This window comes from Litoribaculum gwangyangense (assembly GCF_039543505.1).
GTDB lineage: Bacteria > Bacteroidota > Bacteroidia > Flavobacteriales > Flavobacteriaceae > Litoribaculum > Litoribaculum gwangyangense.
On sequence record NZ_BAABJW010000001.1, the window covers coordinates 438316 to 456765 of the forward strand.

Here is an 18450-nt window from a genome sequence, read left to right on the forward strand (position 1 = left end):
GTTAAAATATTAGACTTTGTTGCGTTAATTAAAGCTTAAAAAAAGAGCAATACCAAATGGTATTGCTCTCTAAATATTTTTATTTTTATCTCTTTTATTGTAATACTAAAGTTGCATCAAGTACTTCAACTTCTGCGGGCTCTAATGTAATGGTAAATTCTTTTGTTACATATCCGGTAGCACCTATGGTTACTATATAACCCCCAGGCACAATACCTTCCATAGTATATTCTCCACTAGTATTTGTTACAACAGTAGTGGAATTTGTATCATTAATAGAAATGGTTGCTATAACCCCGTCGGCTAAACCAGATATAGTCCCATTAATCGTGGCAGGCTTAAGATTAAGTTCTATAGGATCTGAAATAGTGGTAATCTCTCCTTTGGTAACAACAATTCCTGATATGGTAGTTACGTCATAATCTGAGGTTTCATCAGTTGGTGTAACAACTACATCGTAAGTTCCTTCAGGAACACCCCATAATGCGAATGCTCCAGAATCATTAGTGTAGGCTGAAATTACAAAATCATCAACTGGATCATCATTATCCATATCATCTACCAAAACAGAAACCATAGATGGCACATCGGCAGGAACAACAGTTCCTTCTATAATTCCTGAATTTACCTCCGCACTCATATAAAGTACTGGCTTAAGAATAATATTACCCGAATTTCCAGCCTTTACAATTGATTTTTCAACATCAAAATCTAACACGAAATCATAAGTAAATCCTTCTTCAATTAATGCACTAGTTTTTAGTTTTAAACCAGATTGTTGCGCACTTGGGGTTTTTAAATCGTATTCAACCTCGGTCTCATTTTCTTCTTCAATAACAATGGTGTTTCCATCCCCTAACACTAAACGCATCTGAGTTAAGGTGCCTGCAGGAATTGGAAATCTATCAACAAGAACTTTGCTAACGCCTCCTGTAAAATCAAGTAAGTTAATTGTTTCGTTTTGTGCATTCAATGAAATCCAACCACTTTCGTCATCACTTTCATTATCCATTTTAATCTTAACATCAACAACTTCAACATTAACTGCTTTGTAATCACCTGGAGCGTCTACAAGCCGAACCGTAATGGTTGGAGCCGATGCATTTAGGTCTGGAGTATTATTACTATTACTACATCCCATGCTAGATAATAATAAGACTGAAAAAATGGTAATTTTAAGTTTCTTAATCATATTTTAAATTTTAGTTCTTAATAATTATTAGTGTCACAAAGATATACGTTAGTTAATGTGAATTTGGACTCTGCAAATTTAGTTTAACATTCTGCTTTAAGAAAAAAAAATAGTTATTATGCTGAATTTCAGGATAAAATAATTTTTCATTTAAAAATAAACTCATTTATTTTCTAGATAATAATATTAAATCTGTTTTGAGTATTTTTATGCTTGAACGAAAATATAAAAGCATGATGAAAAAAACAGCCCTAATTACAGGTGCAACAAGTGGTATTGGAGAAGCAACCGCTTATGAGTTTGCTAAACAAGGCATTAAGTTGGTGCTTTGTGGAAGACGATTGGAACGACTTCAAACCATAAAGAAAGCTTTGGAGCGATTAACCGATGTACATATTTTAAACTTTGATGTAAGCAATAAAAAAGACACATTTATAGCCATTGAATCATTACCCGAGACCTTTAAGGAAATCGATATTTTAATAAATAACGCCGGAAACGCACATGGATTGGACCCCATAAACGAAGGAAGTTTAGACGATTGGGATGCCATGATGGATATCAATGTAAAAGGGCTTTTGTATGTTAGTAAAGCCATCATTCCTCAAATGACTGAGCGCCAATCAGGGCATATTATCAATATAGGCTCCTCAGCTGGAAAAGAGGTATACCCTAAAGGCAATGTGTATTGTGCCAGTAAGCATGCCGTTTTAGCTATTACAGAAGGTATGCGCGTAGATTTAAACCCCTATGGAATAAAAGTGGGTGCTGTTAACCCTGGATTGGTTGAAACCGAATTTTCTAAAGTGCGCTTTAAGGGTGATGCAATTGCGGAAACGGTTTATAAAGGCTTTAAGGCATTGCAAGCAAAAGATATTGCTGAAATTATCTACTTTGTTGTTTCCAGACCAAACCATGTAAATATTGCAGATTTATTGGTGTTTCCAACGGCTCAGGCCAATAGCACTACCGTAAAAAAGGATATTTAAATTAGATTCTGCATTCCCAGAAATAAAATCATGATTAACAAACGCCTACTCATAAAACATCTTTTAGCTCATAACGATGAGAATAGTTTTTATGATAAAAAGCGTAAAATTGACATTAGCCATAAAGAAGGAAAAGCTAAGTTTTTAAAGCATATTTGCGCACTATCCAACAGTAACCCAAAAAACAACTCGTACATTGTTATTGGTGTGGAAGATGAAGATAACAATATTGTTGGTGTTGATTTTTTTGATGACAGTAAAATTCAAAATCTTATCAATGCCTATTTAACCCATCCCCCCATCGTTCAGTACGAAAATATTCCATTTCCACATTTACCTGACGATAAGGTAGTAGGCTTGGTAACTATAAGAGCCACAGGTAAAATAACATCACTCCGAAAAAACATTTGGAAATACTATGGTGGCTCGGTGTTTTTTAGAGATGGTAGTATGAGTATGCCCAAAGTATTCGACATTGAAATAAAAGATGTCAACTCTAAGATTGTAGAGGCCATTGAAAACAATGCTCAAAACAATATTGAACATACATTAAATGGAGTTTTCGATTTTATGAATAAACGTAAAGATTATAATGCACAATACAAAGTTTTTAAAGAGTATTTTGTGGTTTGTTGGGCAGGACAAAAAAAAGTGGTTAAAGATGAGACATTCTTCTCAAGAGTTGATATTGAACTTATAAATGAACAGGTGAGATTGTTTTTTTCGGCATTAGATGAAGTGTCGATTTATATGGACGAAGATAATTTTAAAATTATAGAGTATGTTAATTTAGGCTTACAGGGTTCTAATAAATATTACCCTTTAGAAGAAACTATTATTAAATTTGAAAATAATGCGAGTTATAATATTGATACTAAACTTTTATTTGAACCACCCCAATACGACAAAAAAGTATTATTTCATATCTATAATGCTAACAATGCTATTTTAGAAAAACTTAAAAAAGGAGTAACCCTAACAAGAAGAGAAGAATCAGATTTAAAAAATCTGCCAGCTACTTATTTAATTTGCTACCTTAATTTGTTTCATGAGGCCATTGACAAACTTCACGAAGCGAAACCTTATTTAAAAGCTTACAATCTAGAATTATACAACTTACACAAGGAAACTTTGCGAATTTTAAGAAAAGTAAAATACAGTTAAAACTTAACTATAATTTAACCTATCAATTATCTAAATTAAACAAGAAAATAACATTTTTGCAGTGCTATTAATCTTTTCTAAGATATGACCTTGTTTCTCCCGAAAAAATCGGCATTGAGGCAAGGTTTTTTTTATTTCTTTTCTAAACTATAAGTCAAACTTAATCCCTTGTGCTAAAGGTAATTCGGTTGTATAATTAATGGTATTGGTTTGTCGGCGCATATAAACTTTCCAAGCATCAGAACCAGATTCGCGTCCACCACCTGTTTCTTTTTCACCTCCAAAAGCACCCCCAATTTCAGCGCCTGAAGTTCCAATGTTTACATTAGCGATGCCACAATCAGAACCTTGAACAGACAAAAAACGTTCTGCTTCTCGCAAATTATTAGTCATGATAGCAGAACTTAATCCTTGAGCAACATTATTTTGAATTTCAATGGCATTTTCTACACCACCTTTGTATTTCAATAAATATAAAACTGGCGCAAACGTTTCATGCTGGACTATTTTATAGTGAGGTTGTGCTTCAGCAATAGCCGGCTTTACATAACACCCACTTTCATAACCTTCACCATTTAAAACACCACCTTCAATAACTAAATTTCCTCCTTCTTCAACTACATTTTCCAAAGCATTTAGATACATCTTAACAGCATCTTTATCAATTAATGGTCCAACGTGATTATTTTCATCTAAGGGATTTCCTATTCGCAATTGCTTGTAAGCGTCAACGATGGCGTTTTTCACCTTATCGTAAACGCTTTCATGAATTATTAAACGTCTGGTTGAAGTACAACGCTGTCCTGCAGTACCAACAGCGCCAAATACAGCACCGATAACCGTCATTTTTATATCGGCATCTGGAGTTACTATAATCGCATTATTGCCTCCTAACTCTAGTAAGCTTTTCCCTAACCGAGACGCTACTTCTTGAGCTACGATTTTACCCATTCTGGTAGATCCTGTTGCAGACACTAATGGTATCCTAACATCTTTAGTCATCATTTCCCCAACACGGTAATCGCCATTAATTAAACATGAAATGCCCTCTGGTAAATTGTTTTTTGCAAAAACCTCAGCCACGATATTTTGGCAGGCAATACCACAAAGTGGTGCTTTTTCACTGGGTTTCCAAACACACACATCCCCACAAATCCAAGCCAAAGCTGTATTCCAACTCCAAACGGCAACTGGAAAGTTGAAAGCTGATATTATGCCAACAACACCTAATGGATGATATTGCTCATACATTCTGTGTCCTGGGCGTTCACTATGCATCGTTAATCCGTGAAGTTGACGCGATAAACCAACTGCAAAATCGCAGATATCAATCATTTCTTGAACTTCTCCTAAACCTTCTTGAAAGGATTTCCCCATTTCATAGGACACCAATTTTCCCAGAGCTTCCTTTTTTTCTCTTAATTTTTCACCAAATTGACGCACAATCTCACCGCGCTGGGGGGCTGGCATTACACGCCAGGTTTTAAAGGCCTTGGTTGCGGCATCCATCACATTTTCATAATCTTTTTTTGTGGTTGTTTTCACTCGACCTATTAATAGTCCATCCACAGGAGAACATGATTCTAAAACTTCCCCATTTGAAAAGTTATTTAAGCCCGTTGAAGTCCCCTCGTTTATATCTTTAACCCCTAAAGTTTTAAGAGCTTTTTCAATCCCAAAATCAGTTATCACTTTCATTAATTATTGATTTATTAATTATCTTTGAATTATTTGCGAATATACTAATAAAAAGTCGTTTTTATTAAAGTTTAGTAATGATAAAACCATTAACTTTAAAGCGCTAAATTATACCATATTTTATGAAAAATATCCCCTTTTTAATTGCTGTTTTCTTTGCCTTTACTTCTTGTAAAAATGACGTTAAGCCAAACAATACACAAACCACTCAAGAACCTGAAAAAGCCCAATTCTCAATTGTTATCCATGGTGGCGCAGGAACTATTTTGAGAAAAAATATGAGCCCTGAAAAAGAAGCTGCTTATAAAGCTAAACTTGAAGAAGCTATTAGAGTTGGTTTTAATATTTTAAAAAATGGTGGCAGTAGTCTTGATGCTGTTGAAAAAACCATTAATGTTTTAGAAGATTCACCCTTGTTTAATGCAGGAAAGGGTGCTGTATTTACAAATGCCGAAACCATTGAGTTAGATGCATCTATTATGGATGGAAAGACCTTAAATGCAGGAGCTTCGGCAGGGACAACCACGGTAAGAAACCCAATAAACCTAGCCAGAGCTATAATGGAAAAATCGCCCCATGTGATGCTTTCTGGCAAAGGTGCTGAAACGTTTGCTGAGGAACAAGGTTTGGTTATTGTTGAACCAAGTTATTTCTCTACTGAAAACAGATTAAAGTCCCTAATAAAAATTAAAAATTCTGAAAAAACAGAACTAAACCATAATAATAAGCTGGCTTTTTATGATCCTGAAATTAAGGACTCTAAATTTGGTACTGTAGGTTGTGTAGCTTTAGATAAAAATGGAGATTTAGCTGCTGGAACCTCAACAGGAGGTATGACAAACAAACGGTATGGACGTATAGGTGATGCCCCAATTATTGGCGCAGGCACTTACGCCAACAATAATACCTGTGCGGTTTCAAGTACTGGTTGGGGTGAATTTTTTATTCGTGCCATGGTGGCTCATGATATTTCAGCTTTAATGGAATACAAAGGATTATCATTACAAGAAGCAGCAAAAGAAGTGATTCAAAAAAAGTACCAGCCCTTGGAGGTGATGGTGGTATTATTGCTATTGACAAAAATGGTGCTATAGCGATGGAATTTAATACGGCAGGAATGTACCGCGCAAGCATGAATGATAAAGGTGAACTTATTATAGGAATTTACAAAGATTAATAAATTTAGCTACCTTATAACAAACAAAAAACCAATGATTTCGTGCTAAAGAAAGCACACTCTAATAAAATACAACTTTATTTTACACATAGCTTCAACTAAATCAATTCAATAATTTGCTGTAATACCAAAACATAGAGAACAATTAATTATCGTTGTAGATTAATTTAGGAATGTTAAAAAAACGCAACATTTTAATTTTTAATAATTAACTATAAATAGCGCAACCTTTTATTAAACAACGCATCTATCAACAAAAATACTCTATGAAATCCTTCACATTAATGCTTTTCTTTTTGTGTTTACTATCATGTAAAAACGATGATGACTCTAATATTGATTGCGCCCTATTTGATCCTTTTGTCAGAAATCTACATATTAAAATTGTAGATAATAGTGGAAATAACCTCATTGAAAATGAAACTTATATAGCTGAGGACATTAAAGTACGAATGAATGGAAATGAGTATACAAATGTTGTTTTTAAAAATGTTGAAACCATCAAAAACCTCATCACATTAACCCTTTTTGGAAAAAATGGGAAAAATGATTATGAAATTGAATTATCGAATAGTGTTATAGATACTTTGGTTCTCGACTTAACTCTAGATTCTACTATTTGTGGCATAAATTTTTTTACATTAAATACTGCAACTTACAACGGTAATATCCTATCAATTGAGGATTATAATGGCAATTATCTAATAACCGTAATAAAATGAATAAAAATTAACGCTTCAATGTAAAATGCCCTGTGAAAATATTATTCTCAATGATAATTTCGTACCAATAATCATCAGACGGCAGCAGTTCGCCATTATAAGTACCATCCCAATTTAGTGGGCTATTTTTGGAAAATTTTATTAGTTTTCCGTAGCGATTAAAAATAGAGACTTGGGAATCACTATAAAACTCAATACCTGCCAAATTGAAAGTGTCGTTAACACCATCATTATTTGGTGTAAAAAACTTAGGAATATAAAAATGTAAATGTTGAGTTGTGACTACTTCTGTGCAATCTTGACGCTTCACATAAATAGTGTAAAGACCTCCTATAACATCGCGAAATATAGGGGTTGACTGAAAATTAAAACCATCTAAAGAATACTGAAAATTTCCAGAGTTCACTGTTGATACAATAATATCGTTTCCATCTGTAAATACATTATCTAAAACAGGAGCTTCTAAAGGTGTTACATTAAAAATTACTGTTTCAAAAGAACACAACGTACTTGTAATTTCAACAGTGTATCTGCCACCATTAGTAATGCTTATAGATTGAGAATTAGCACCGTTACTCCAATTAAAACTTGGATTAATAATGTTGGTTTGAGCAAACAAATCAATAGTTTCTCCTACACATAAATTTAAATTTACTTCTTTTAAATTTCCTGGTTGCGTACCCAAATTTTCCCAAACGCAAGCATTCGTATTAAATACATAGTTGTCCCAACAGTTCACCGAAGTAGGTTGTACAGGTTGCGTACCCAAATTTTCCCAAACGCAAGTCGTGGTATTAAATACATAATTATCCCAACAGTTCACCGAAGAAGGTTGTACAGGTTGCGTACCCAAATTTTCCCAAACACAAGTTGTTTTATTAAATACATAATTATCCCAACAATTCAACAAAGGAGGTTGTACAGGTTGTGTACCCAAATTTTCCCAAACACAAGCAGTTGTATTAAATACATAGTTATCCCAACAGTTCACCGAAGAAGGTTGTACAGGTTGTGTACCCAAATTTTCCCAAACACAAGTTGTTGTATTAAATACATAGTTATCCCAACAGTTCAACAAAGGAGGTTGTACAGGTTGCGTGCCCAAGTTTTCCCAAACACAAGTTGCTGTATTAAATACATAGTTATCCCAACAGTTCACCGAAGTAGGTTGTACAGGTTGCGTACCCAAATTTTCCCATGCACAAGTTGTTGTATTAAATACATAATTATCCCAACAATTCACTGAAGTAGGTTGTACAGGTTGTGTGCCCAAGTTTTCCCAAACACAAGTTGTTGTATTAAATACATAGTTGTCCCAACAGTTCACCGATGGAGGTTGTACAGTGAGTATGTCTGTAACTGTAACCGTAACTGTTATGGTATATTCATACCTTATATTACCATTAGTCACAGGATTGCATCCTGGATTAGAAACAGGTATTATATCTATACTTAAGTTTTCTCCAAAATCTGGGACAATATTAGAATTAAGGGGACTTCCCAAAGGGCTTCCATAATTAAATATTGGTGGATTTGTTATTGGAGCGTAATTAGGTTCTGCAATTAAATTGGTCGCTGGTAAACATGTAGCTCCACCCGCGTATGTGGTACATCCATAAAATAGATTATAGTAGGTTTCGAAATGGGGACACACATTATTATTAAAATAATTTGTAAAACTTATCTCTATTCTTATGCCTGTTATCTGCTGACAAGGATTTGTCCTTGTCGGCAAAATAAAATCATGGGCATATCCGTCGCTTAATGGAGCTGTATTGCCTAATCCACTCCAAGCTTTCCTGTCTAGCCCTATACTTGCATCACTTTGGTTCTGTGTTAAAACAATCTGACCGAATGAAAAACTGGTTAGTAGGACTACAAATAAGGCAATAAGGTATTTAAGCATTTGAGTTATTTTAAAAGGGTAGAGGTTGCTAAAAATACTGTGCGAGTTAAGAAACAACCCACTTCTTAATTTCTCAAACAAAACCCTAATTGTCGCTTTAAAAATGACAACAAAAATTATACAAATAATAGCGCATTCAGAATTTATAATTTAAAAGCTAAAAACCCTATTATAGCATATAATTTCAACAAGCTATATTAAAAAAAACTTAAAGAAATTAAAATTCATTTATCGAAATAAAACCATACAAAACCCCTACGGTTTTTTTAAACTAATGTGATGGAGGTCTATCTAAGCGAAAATCCTTTTGCTGCCCACCAGGGGTGTACTTCTATTTCCAAACGCCCAGCCTTCACCATAGGGTCTGCATTGGCTAAACTATCGGCCATTTTAAGCGTTGGCACGTTGTAAATAGTAATGCCTCTAATTTCACCATCATCACCAAAAGGTCCAGAAATATCAGCATAACCCAACTCATACATCTTTGCTAAATGTGCTAAATGTTCTTTTTGAAGTTCGGCAGTTTCTTCTTCATTTTGACCTCTAATAGGACCTCTTTTTAAAAAAACTATAAAATATTTCTGCATTAAAATAGTGTCTTTGGTTTTTTCATCTACATAATCAAAAGTTTCAAATCCATTTAAGGTTAATTCTTCTTTAAGCGCTTTGGTTGATTTTATAGAATTAATGTCCTCACTAGTCTCAGTAATTAAAGAATCTGTAGCTTTATCAATAGATTCTGAAATATCATTTTCAATTTCAGATATTGAGGTTTTGGGTTCGTTTTTACACGCTATAAAAAGGAATGATAAGATGCAGATAGTTGCGAATTTTTTCATCGGTTTAAATTTATTGTTTCCAAGATTTGTATGGATTTAGACTCAATTGCGAATTATAATATTTTATGTTTCCTGTGACTTCCTCACCTAACCAATTTGGTTTTTCAAAAATGTCGGTTTCGTGCATTAACTCGACTTCGGCGATTACCAACCCTTCGTTGTCACCAAAAAACTCATCTATTTCAAAAGTATGATTTTTAATAATCACCTCATAACGCATTTTATCAATAATACCAGGTTCACAGAGTTTTAATAACGCTTGTGCATCCTCTTTTTTGATTTCCCTTTCCCATTCGAACCGTGATAATCCATTTTTTGATGACATGCCTTTAATAGTTAAAAAACCCACTTCCTCTTTTATTCTTACCCTAACAGTGCGTTCTTTATGAGAATTCAAAAACCCTTGAATAATTCTAGTTTTTTTAAAAGAATCTGTTTTAAACGCATCCGATTTTACTAAAAATTTACGCTCTATCTCTATCATCGAACATCTAATTATAATATTTTGCTTTCTGAAAATTTAATAATTAAAAAGCATATAATGCCTAAATTTACACTATGTCTGTCGATTTACCAATACGAAAAATTATTCATGTAGATATGGATGCCTTTTATGCCTCCGTTGAGCAGATGGATAACCCCGATTTAAAAGGAAAACCTGTGGCTGTTGGCGGTAGTGAAAAACGTGGTGTAATTAGTGCTGCGAGTTATGAAGCGCGAAAATTTGGTGTAAAGAGTGCCATGGCCGGGAATTTAGCTTCAAAATTATGTCCTGATTTAATTTTTGTAAAACCCCGTTTTGATAGATATACTGAAATATCAAAAAAAATTAGGAGGATATTTCATGAATATACCGATTTGGTAGAACCTCTTTCTCTAGATGAAGCATATTTAGATGTGACCGAAAATAAAAAGGGTAATCCCAGTGCGTCTTTACTTGCCAAAGAAATTAGAGAACGTATTTTAAATGAAATTGGACTCACGGCTTCTGCAGGCATATCCATCAATAAATTTATTGCTAAAGTAGCTAGTGATTATAACAAACCCAACGGACAAAAAACCGTAAATCCTGAAGAAGTGATTCAATTTTTGGAGCAATTGGATATTCGGAAATTTTATGGGGTTGGTAAAGTTACTGCAGAAAAAATGTACCAAAAAGGGATTTTTACCGGTTGGGATTTGAAACAAAAATCCTTGGAATATTTAGATGAAAACTTTGGTAAGTCTGGCAGGTATTATTATCACGTGGTTCGGGGAATTCATAATAGTGAAGTTAAACCAAACCGCATCAGAAAAAGTTTGGCTGCCGAACGAACATTTAGTGAAAATTTATCTTCTGAAGTTTTTATGTTAGAAAAACTAGAGCACATAGCTGAAGAAGTTTCTAGAAGATTGCGCAAAAGTAACGTTGCTGGAAAAACAGTGACTTTAAAAATAAAGTATAGCGATTTTACTTTACATACACGCAGTAAAACCTTGCCCTATTTTATGAGTGATAAACATATTATTCTAGACACTGCAAAAGATTTATTGTACCAAGAAAAACTGAACACCTCTGTACGATTGTTAGGTATTTCGTTATCAAATTTAAATACAGAAACTAAGAAAACGCAAGAACAAAAAAGTGTAAGTGTCCAATTAAAATTTGAATTCTAAACCTAGAAAAACGAATATGGTATAACTTGATTTTGTCAGAAAAAATGGATAGCTTTGTTTAACGAAACGAATTCATTTTCAGAGTGTTGTAAGTCATTAAACACAAACCGATGAACAAAACATTTAACCTTCAGAATAATCTAATTATTTTCGGAATACCATTATTATTAATCGGAATAATGGTTTTCATTGCCAAATCACCAGTTTTTTCAACAAGCCCAAATAGCTTATCAGCAGGTATAACGTTCGACTTATTATTTACTGTTCCTATTATATTTTTTTTATTAATTAGAAAAACAAAAATTCCCAAAACAACAGTCGTACCTTTTTTGATACTCGGAATGGTAACATGCTCAATGATACTTCCAAGCGAAAATCAATACTATCTCGACATTTTTAAGACTTGGATATTTCCTATTGTAGAACTTTCTATAGTATCATACGTGATTTACAAGGTTAGTAAGGCTGTTAAGCGTTTTAATTTAAACAAAAACGAATCGTTTGATTTCTTCACAACATTGAAAAGCACTTGCTCTGAAATACTCCCGAAAAGGGTTGCCATTCCTGTGGTTACCGAAATTGCCGTTTTTTACTATGGATTTATCAATTGGCGAAAGAGGAAACTTTATAAAAACGAATTTTCTTACCATAAAGATAGCGGAACAGTAACTTTACTACTTGCTATAATATGTATTGTTGCAATTGAAACAGTTGTACTACATATTCTACTCTCAAAATGGAGCGACATAGCAGCTTGGGTTTTGACCTTTATAAGTATTTATTCAGGAATTCAAATTTTCGGATTTTTAAAGTCTATGTACCAAAGACCTGTATCAATAGAAAATGGTAAGTTACACCTTCGGTATGGAATTATGAATGAAACCATCATTGATTTGAGAAATATCGACAGCATTGAGATATCATCAAAAGATATTGAATTAAACAAAGAAACTCGGAAACTATCGTTTTTGGGTGAGTTAGAAAGCCATAATATTGTTATTCATTTGAAAGAAAAAAACACATTGACAGGACTTTATGGAATCAAACGAAATTACCATAATATAGCTTTTTATATAGATGATAAAAATAACTTTGTGAATTCGTTGAATGATGCTATTGAAAACCGCGAACTGTAAAAAAATGTAAATCAAACTTAATAAAGTTATTAAAAACCGGCTAAATTATCAGATAAAAAAAAAGCGTTACCCTTTTTATTTTGTTAAAAAGGGTAACGCCCAAATATTGATAATTTAAAAAAGTTAATCTCCTGTAATTTCTCTTACTCGTAGTGTATTTACCATACCCTTTTCTGCCATTGGCATAGATGCTAAACTAATAACCATGTCGCCTTTAGCTACATATCCTTCAGCTTTTGCAATTCTATTCGTATCTACAACTGTTTGATCGGTTGAGATAAAGCTGTCATAGAAAAAGGCTTGAACTCCCCATAGTAAACTTAACTGGGTTAAAATACGTTTGTTGGATGTGAAAACTAGTATGTGACACAGTGGCCTCCAAGATGAAATTTGAAATGCAGTGTAACCACTATTTGTTAATGTTGAAATGGCTTTGGCATTAATTTCATTCGCCATATTTGCGGCATGATAACAGATCGCTTTTGTAATGTAACGATTGGTACGAATATGAGGGTGTAGTTGTGGCACTTTTATAAGTTCTGAATTTTCGACACTCTTTAAAATGTCTGCCATTTGCTTAATTACTTGTATGGGGTATTTCCCAACAGATGTTTCACCAGAAAGCATTACCGCATCTGCACCATCCATTACAGAGTTTGCTACATCGTTTACTTCTGCTCGTGTAGGAGTTAAACTTGTTATCATAGTTTCCATCATTTGGGTAGCTATAATTACAGGAATTCTGGCTCTCTTTGCACGTAATACTAATTCTTTTTGAATAAGCGGTACTTCTTGGGCTGGAACCTCTACTCCTAAATCGCCACGAGCTACCATTAAACCATCACAATGTGCTACAATTTTATCAATGTTTTCTACAGCTTCTGGCTTTTCAATTTTTGCTATAATGGGAATTTTGTAATCACTATGCTTAGCTATTAAATCGCGGAGTTGCATTAAATCTTCTGCATGACGAACAAAGGATAAAGCAATCCAGTCCACGTCTTCCTTTATAGCGAAAATAGCGTCTTCAATATCTTTTTCGGTTAAGGCTGGTTGCGAAATATTGGTGTTAGGTAAGTTTACACCCTTTTTGGATTTTAATGGTCCTCCTTGAACAACCTTCGCTTTTACTTCGTCTTTTTTATTAGTTGAAACGACTTCAAAAATTAGTTTGCCATCATCTAAAAGAATGCGCTCACCTGGTTTCGCGTCTTGCGGGAATTTATCATACGTCATATAAACACGTTCCTTTGTGCCTTCAAATCGTTTTCCTGTGGCAAATATAATTTCGTCTCCTGGACTTACAACCACCTCCTCTTTCATAACCCCAACACGAAGTTTAGGCCCCTGTAAATCTGCTAGTATAGCGGCATTGTAACCAAATTCGTCATTTAAATCGCGTATCATTTGGATGCGTTCTTTAACATCTTTATAATCGGCGTGAGAAAAGTTAATTCTAAAAACGTTTGCGCCTTCATCAAGCATGCCTTTTAAAACTTCTTTGGTACTTGTAGCGGGTCCGAGAGTGGCTACTATTTTGGTTTTTTTTGTTATTGACATTAGCTAAAAATTAGATTTTCTTTTGATTGTAATTGATTGGTATTAATACTGTATGCTGTTACAATTTGAGGCATACTTAGGATATGGTTTAAAATAAATTTTTCTTTACTGAAACTGAACTCACTGTCTATTTTTAAAAAATAATTTACCGCTTTGTATTCTGGTAATAAATAAAAAGTTTTGGTTTGTGTGGTATTAAATAACGATTGGTAATCAGCCTTTTGAATGATTTGGGTTTTACATATGTTAGAAACCAAATTCCAAGTTATTAATTGTTTACTGTCTTCCCATTCAAAAATTGAGTATGACGCCAGTCCACTGCTGTAATCTAAATCTTCCGATTTTCTTTTAAGAGATATTCCTAAATTTTTATTTAAAAGATAAGCTAATCTGTAATCTTCAAGAGAACAATGCATAGCTATTAAGGTATATAACACCTCATCAAAAGCATCATCAAAATTAAGTTTGTGAACAGCCATAACTTACCTAAAACTTCGTAAATATAATATTTATAATATTGAGTTTATTAAGATTATAGTAATCTTAACAACAAAGACAACTAAAACGTTGTAGTTGTATTTTAACTTTAAAATTTTTAAATGGTTTTTGAAATTCTGTTTTGGTAAGCAAAAAAGGCGCGCTTTGAAGCTTTTTCTTCGGCCTTTTTCTTGGAAGTTGCTCTTGCTTTTGCAACTACCTTTTCGTCTATGGAAAGTTTTACCGAAAAATGTCTTACTTCATCATTCCCAGTATCTTCGTATACGTTGTAACCAAAAGTCTTTTTCTCCTTTTGGCACCATTCAATTAACAGACTTTTATAGCTAATTACCTTACCTTCCAAAGTTTCAATATCAACATAAGGGGTAATAACGCGTTTATAAATAAATTTTTCGCAGTATTTATAGCCCCTGTCCAAAAATATAGCTCCAACCAAAGCTTCGAATAAATTACCGTGAATATTATCTCCAAAATGTCCTGCGGGAATTTTGCTTTCCACAAAATTAATAAGCTTTAAGTCTCTTCCCAATTCATTTAAATGTTCTCGACTTACAATTTTTGAGCGCATTTTGGTTAAGTACCCTTCGTCTCCACTTGGCACCTCCAAATACAAATGAGACGCAATAACGGAACTTAACATAGCATCTCCCAAAAACTCCAACCTTTCATAGTTAAAAGGATTGCCTTTACTGTCTTTTGTGTTCATAGAACGGTGTGTAAAGGCTTTTTGGTAATACTTTATTTGTTTAGGTTTAAATCCTAAAATGTTATTTAACTCCATAAAAAAATTCCCGTTGCGTTTAAAACGGGAATTTAATATGTTACGAATGTTCCTCATTCGGGATTTAATCTAATTTTTTGAATAATACACAAGCGTTATGTCCGCCAAATCCAAATGTATTACTCATAGCTATTTTAACGTCACGCTTTTGAGCTTTGTTAAGAGTTAAATTTAATTCAGGATCAATGTTTTCATCTACTGTTGTATGATTAATGGTTGGAGGGACAACGCCGTTTTCCATAGCCAAAATAACCGATATAGCTTCGATAGCTCCAGCTGCACCTAAAAGGTGTCCCGTCATTGATTTGGTTGAATTTATATTTATGTTTTTAGCATGACTTCCAAACACTTCTGAAATGGCTTTAAGCTCTGCTACATCGCCTAGAGGCGTTGAGGTACCGTGAGTATTTATATGATCTACTTCTTCTGGTTTCACTCCCGCATTCTCTAAACAATTTTTCATAACAGCAATAACTCCTATACCGTCTGGATGTGGTGCCGTCATGTGGTAAGCATCTGAGGATAAGCCTCCTCCAATAAATTCCGCATATATTTTTGCGCCTCTAGCTTTGGCATGCTCATACTCTTCCAAAACGAGAGCTCCAGCGCCTTCACCCAATACAAAACCATCTCTGGTAGCATCAAACGGACGAGAAGCAGTTTCCGGACTTTCGTTTCTTGTGGATAAGGCATGCATCGCATTAAACCCACCCATACCTGCAATGGTAACTGCTGCTTCACTACCTCCTGTAATAACTACATCACAATGTCCCAAACGTATGGAGTTTAAGGCATCAAACATAGCGTTAGCAGAGGACGCACAAGCAGAGACGGTGGTATAATTTGGTCCCATAAAACCATACTTAATGGAAATGTTACCAGGCGCAATGTCTGCAATCATTTTAGGAATAAAGAATGGGTTAAACCTCGGTGTTCCATCACCTGAAGCAAAGTTTAAAACTTCGTCTTGAAAGGTTTCCAAACCACCAATTCCTGCACCCCATATAACACCTACTCGCAATTTATTAACTTCTTCTAGATTTAACTTAGAGTCCCCAATGGCTTCGTCTGCAGCAACCATAGCGTATTGCGCAAATTTGTCCATTTTTCTGGCCTCTTTTCTGTCTATAAAATCAGTAGCATTAAAGTTTTTTAATTCGCAAGCAAATTTTGTTTTGAACTTATCGGTATCAAAATAGGTTATAGGCGCAGCACCACTTTTGCCACCAATTAAGCCTTCCCAATATTCATCTTTGGTATTGCCTACAGGTGTTAAAGCTCCTAATCCTGTGACTACAACTCGCTTTAAATCCATAAAGTGTTTTGCTTATTTTGCAGCTTCTATGTATGATATAGCTTGACCAACTGTTGCAATATTTTCAGCTTGATCATCTGGAATTTGGATGTCGAATTCTTTTTCAAATTCCATGATTAATTCTACAGTATCTAAAGAGTCTGCTCCTAAATCGTTTGTGAAGCTAGCTTCAGTTACAACTTCGTTTTCATCAACTCCTAATTTGTCTACGATAATCGCTTTTACTCTTGATGCAATGTCTGACATAATCTTTTAGTTTTAAGGTTTTAATTAGTTGGCAAAAATAAAAAACTTTATTTTTAAAACACATCTTTAATTTAAAAATGTGATTGTAATTTAATAAATTACTTTTAAGTATTTGGATTTTACCTTCTAATTGTTAATAATTATTCTTTTTTTTGTTTGAATAATCCTAACATTGATGGTCTGTTTTTTAGAAGAACTTAAGAATTTTGATAACATTCAGGTAAATTCAATTGACTCATTACATCTGACATTAATTTTAAAATAAAGCTCATTTGATGAAACGTATTGTGATTTTTGCTTCCGGAAGTGGTACTAATGCTGAAAATTTAATTAAGTTTTTTCAAAACAGAAATCATGCATCTGTTATTCAGGTGCTTACTAACAATCCCCATGCCAAAGTATTAGAACGCGCTAAAAATTTGAAAGTGAGTGGTTTATCGTTTAACCGAACAGCGTTTTATGAAACAGATGATGTGCTAAATATTCTTAAAGCAGCTCATCCAGACCTAATTGTTTTAGCCGGTTTTTTGTGGAAATTCCCTGAAGCTATTTTAAATGAATTTCCTAATAAAGTGATTAATGTTCACCCTGCATTATTACCCAAATATGGAGGGAAAGGTATGTATGGTATACATGTGCACGAAGCGGTTGTGAACCATAAAGAAACCGAAACAGGCATTACCATTCATTACGTTAATGAACATTATGATGAAGGTGCTATTATTTTTCAGGCAACATGTGAGGTGCTCCCAACTGATACAGCAGAAGATGTTGCAGCTAAAATTCACGAATTAGAGATGGAACATTTTCCGAAGGTTATTGAGGAACTTCTTAAGAATAAATAGATAATAAATCTAAAGATCCTGAAACAAGTGCAGGATGACGTATATGTCAAACAAAAAGAAATATTATACCGTTTGGAAAGGCCATAACACAGGCGTTTTTGAATCTTGGGACGATTGTAAAGCCCAAATAACCAATTTTGAAGGCGCTATTTACAAATCGTTTTCAACCTTTGATGCTGCAAAAGCCGCTCTAAAAGGCAACTACAAAGACTATATTGGTAAAACCTCAAAATTTAAAAGTGAACTTTCTGAAGCGCAACTTAAAAAAATTGGGCAGCCTAATTACCATTCCATTTCAGTAGATGCCGCTTCCTCTGGAAATCCAGGTAAAATGGAATATCGAGGCGTTGATACCAAAACAAAAAAACAACTCTTTATTCAAGGACCGTTTGAAGAAGGTACCAATAACATAGGTGAGTTTCTGGCCATTGTGCATGGTTTAGCGTTTTTAAAAAAGAACAATAGTTCTCATATGATCTATACCGACTCTAAAACGGCTATAAGTTGGGTGAAAAAGAAAACCTGTAACACTAAATTAGAGCGAAACGAAAAAAACAAAGCTTTGTTTGAACTGGTTGATAGAGCCGTTAATTGGTTAAAAAATAATACCTACAGCACGCCTATTGTAAAATGGGAAACCAAAGCTTGGGGCGAAATCCCTGCCGATTTTGGCAGAAAATAAATTCGGTTTTTAGCAGTTAAAAGGCTTATATTTGCAGCAAATTT

17 protein-coding genes and 1 pseudogene are annotated in these 18450 nt (G+C 34.0%); 8 read left to right on the forward strand and 10 right to left on the reverse strand.

Annotated elements, in window-relative coordinates; genetic code table 11:
* Positions 1–94 precede the first annotated feature (94 nt).
* Positions 95–1192 carry a DUF4382 domain-containing protein gene (locus ABD963_RS01900; protein WP_345275244.1) on the reverse strand — a complete coding sequence of 366 codons (1098 nt, stop codon included), beginning with the start codon at positions 1190–1192 and terminating at the stop codon, positions 95–97.
* A 236-nt stretch (positions 1193–1428) separates the two neighbouring features.
* Here ABD963_RS01900 and ABD963_RS01905 point away from each other — a divergent pair, with 236 nt between their 5' ends.
* Both ABD963_RS01905 and ABD963_RS01910 read left to right on the forward strand, forming a co-directional pair.
* Positions 1429–2181, forward strand: a complete 753-nt coding sequence (locus ABD963_RS01905; RefSeq protein ID WP_345275935.1) for an SDR family NAD(P)-dependent oxidoreductase — start codon at positions 1429–1431, stop codon at positions 2179–2181.
* A 30-nt stretch (positions 2182–2211) separates the two neighbouring features.
* A complete protein-coding gene (locus tag ABD963_RS01910) occupies positions 2212–3345 on the forward strand; it encodes an ATP-binding protein (protein WP_345275245.1) in 1134 nt (377 codons plus the stop codon).
* Positions 3346–3492: 147 nt separating this feature from the next.
* Here the strand turns inward: ABD963_RS01910 and amaB are convergent, their stop codons facing one another.
* Positions 3493–5043, reverse strand: a complete 1551-nt coding sequence (gene amaB, locus ABD963_RS01915) for an L-piperidine-6-carboxylate dehydrogenase (RefSeq protein WP_345275246.1) — start codon at positions 5041–5043, stop codon at positions 3493–3495.
* 122 nt (positions 5044–5165) lie between these two features.
* On the opposite strand from amaB, the pseudogene ABD963_RS01920 reads away from it, so the two are divergent.
* Both ABD963_RS01920 and ABD963_RS01925 read left to right on the forward strand, forming a co-directional pair.
* Positions 5166–6220 (forward strand): annotated as a pseudogene (locus ABD963_RS01920) (isoaspartyl peptidase/L-asparaginase family protein).
* A 266-nt stretch (positions 6221–6486) separates the two neighbouring features.
* Positions 6487–6942 (forward strand): hypothetical protein, encoded by a 456-nt coding sequence (locus tag ABD963_RS01925; protein ID WP_345275247.1) that lies wholly within the window; start codon positions 6487–6489, stop codon positions 6940–6942.
* 7 nt (positions 6943–6949) lie between these two features.
* Here the strand turns inward: ABD963_RS01925 and ABD963_RS01930 are convergent, their stop codons facing one another.
* From ABD963_RS01930 to ABD963_RS01940, 3 genes are all read right to left on the reverse strand, one after another.
* Positions 6950–8848, reverse strand: coding sequence for a T9SS type B sorting domain-containing protein (locus ABD963_RS01930; RefSeq protein WP_345275248.1), 1899 nt, complete (start codon positions 8846–8848; stop codon positions 6950–6952).
* 287 nt (positions 8849–9135) lie between these two features.
* Positions 9136–9687 carry a YciI family protein gene (locus ABD963_RS01935; protein WP_345275249.1) on the reverse strand — a complete coding sequence of 184 codons (552 nt, stop codon included), beginning with the start codon at positions 9685–9687 and terminating at the stop codon, positions 9136–9138.
* 10 nt (positions 9688–9697) lie between these two features.
* Positions 9698–10171 carry a CYTH domain-containing protein gene (locus ABD963_RS01940; protein WP_345275250.1) on the reverse strand — a complete coding sequence of 158 codons (474 nt, stop codon included), beginning with the start codon at positions 10169–10171 and terminating at the stop codon, positions 9698–9700.
* Positions 10172–10245: 74 nt separating this feature from the next.
* Here ABD963_RS01940 and dinB point away from each other — a divergent pair, with 74 nt between their 5' ends.
* Complete coding sequence (dinB, locus tag ABD963_RS01945; RefSeq protein WP_345275251.1) at positions 10246–11343, forward strand: DNA polymerase IV; 1098 nt, start codon at positions 10246–10248, stop codon at positions 11341–11343.
* A 356-nt stretch (positions 11344–11699) separates the two neighbouring features.
* Complete coding sequence (locus tag ABD963_RS01950) at positions 11700–12479, forward strand: hypothetical protein (protein ID WP_345275252.1); 780 nt, start codon at positions 11700–11702, stop codon at positions 12477–12479.
* Positions 12480–12602: 123 nt separating this feature from the next.
* On the opposite strand, the gene pyk is transcribed toward ABD963_RS01950, so the two are convergent.
* From pyk to ABD963_RS01975, 5 genes are all read right to left on the reverse strand, one after another.
* Positions 12603–14039 (reverse strand): pyruvate kinase, encoded by a 1437-nt coding sequence (gene pyk / locus ABD963_RS01955; RefSeq protein WP_345275253.1) that lies wholly within the window; start codon positions 14037–14039, stop codon positions 12603–12605.
* Positions 14039–14518: an IPExxxVDY family protein gene (locus ABD963_RS01960; RefSeq protein WP_345275254.1), complete on the reverse strand. Its 480-nt coding sequence runs from the start codon at positions 14516–14518 to the stop codon at positions 14039–14041. The genes pyk and ABD963_RS01960 overlap by 1 nt, the downstream gene beginning before the upstream one ends.
* A 116-nt stretch (positions 14519–14634) precedes the next feature.
* Complete coding sequence (gene rnc, locus ABD963_RS01965) at positions 14635–15375, reverse strand: ribonuclease III (protein WP_345275255.1); 741 nt, start codon at positions 15373–15375, stop codon at positions 14635–14637.
* Between the two features lie 7 nt (positions 15376–15382).
* Positions 15383–16633 carry a beta-ketoacyl-ACP synthase II gene (fabF, locus tag ABD963_RS01970; protein ID WP_345275256.1) on the reverse strand — a complete coding sequence of 417 codons (1251 nt, stop codon included), beginning with the start codon at positions 16631–16633 and terminating at the stop codon, positions 15383–15385.
* Between the two features lie 12 nt (positions 16634–16645).
* Complete coding sequence (locus ABD963_RS01975) at positions 16646–16879, reverse strand: acyl carrier protein (protein ID WP_007647141.1); 234 nt, start codon at positions 16877–16879, stop codon at positions 16646–16648.
* Positions 16880–17154: 275 nt separating this feature from the next.
* Between ABD963_RS01975 and purN the strand changes: the two genes are divergently transcribed.
* The gene (gene purN, locus ABD963_RS01980) at positions 17155–17724 is read left to right on the forward strand and encodes a phosphoribosylglycinamide formyltransferase (protein ID WP_345275257.1); all 570 of its coding nucleotides are present in this window, start codon (positions 17155–17157) and stop codon (positions 17722–17724) included.
* A 43-nt stretch (positions 17725–17767) separates the two neighbouring features.
* On the forward strand, positions 17768–18406 hold the full coding sequence (locus ABD963_RS01985) for a ribonuclease H1 domain-containing protein (protein WP_345275936.1): 639 nt from the start codon (positions 17768–17770) through the stop codon (positions 18404–18406).
* Positions 18407–18450: the final 44 nt, after the last annotated feature.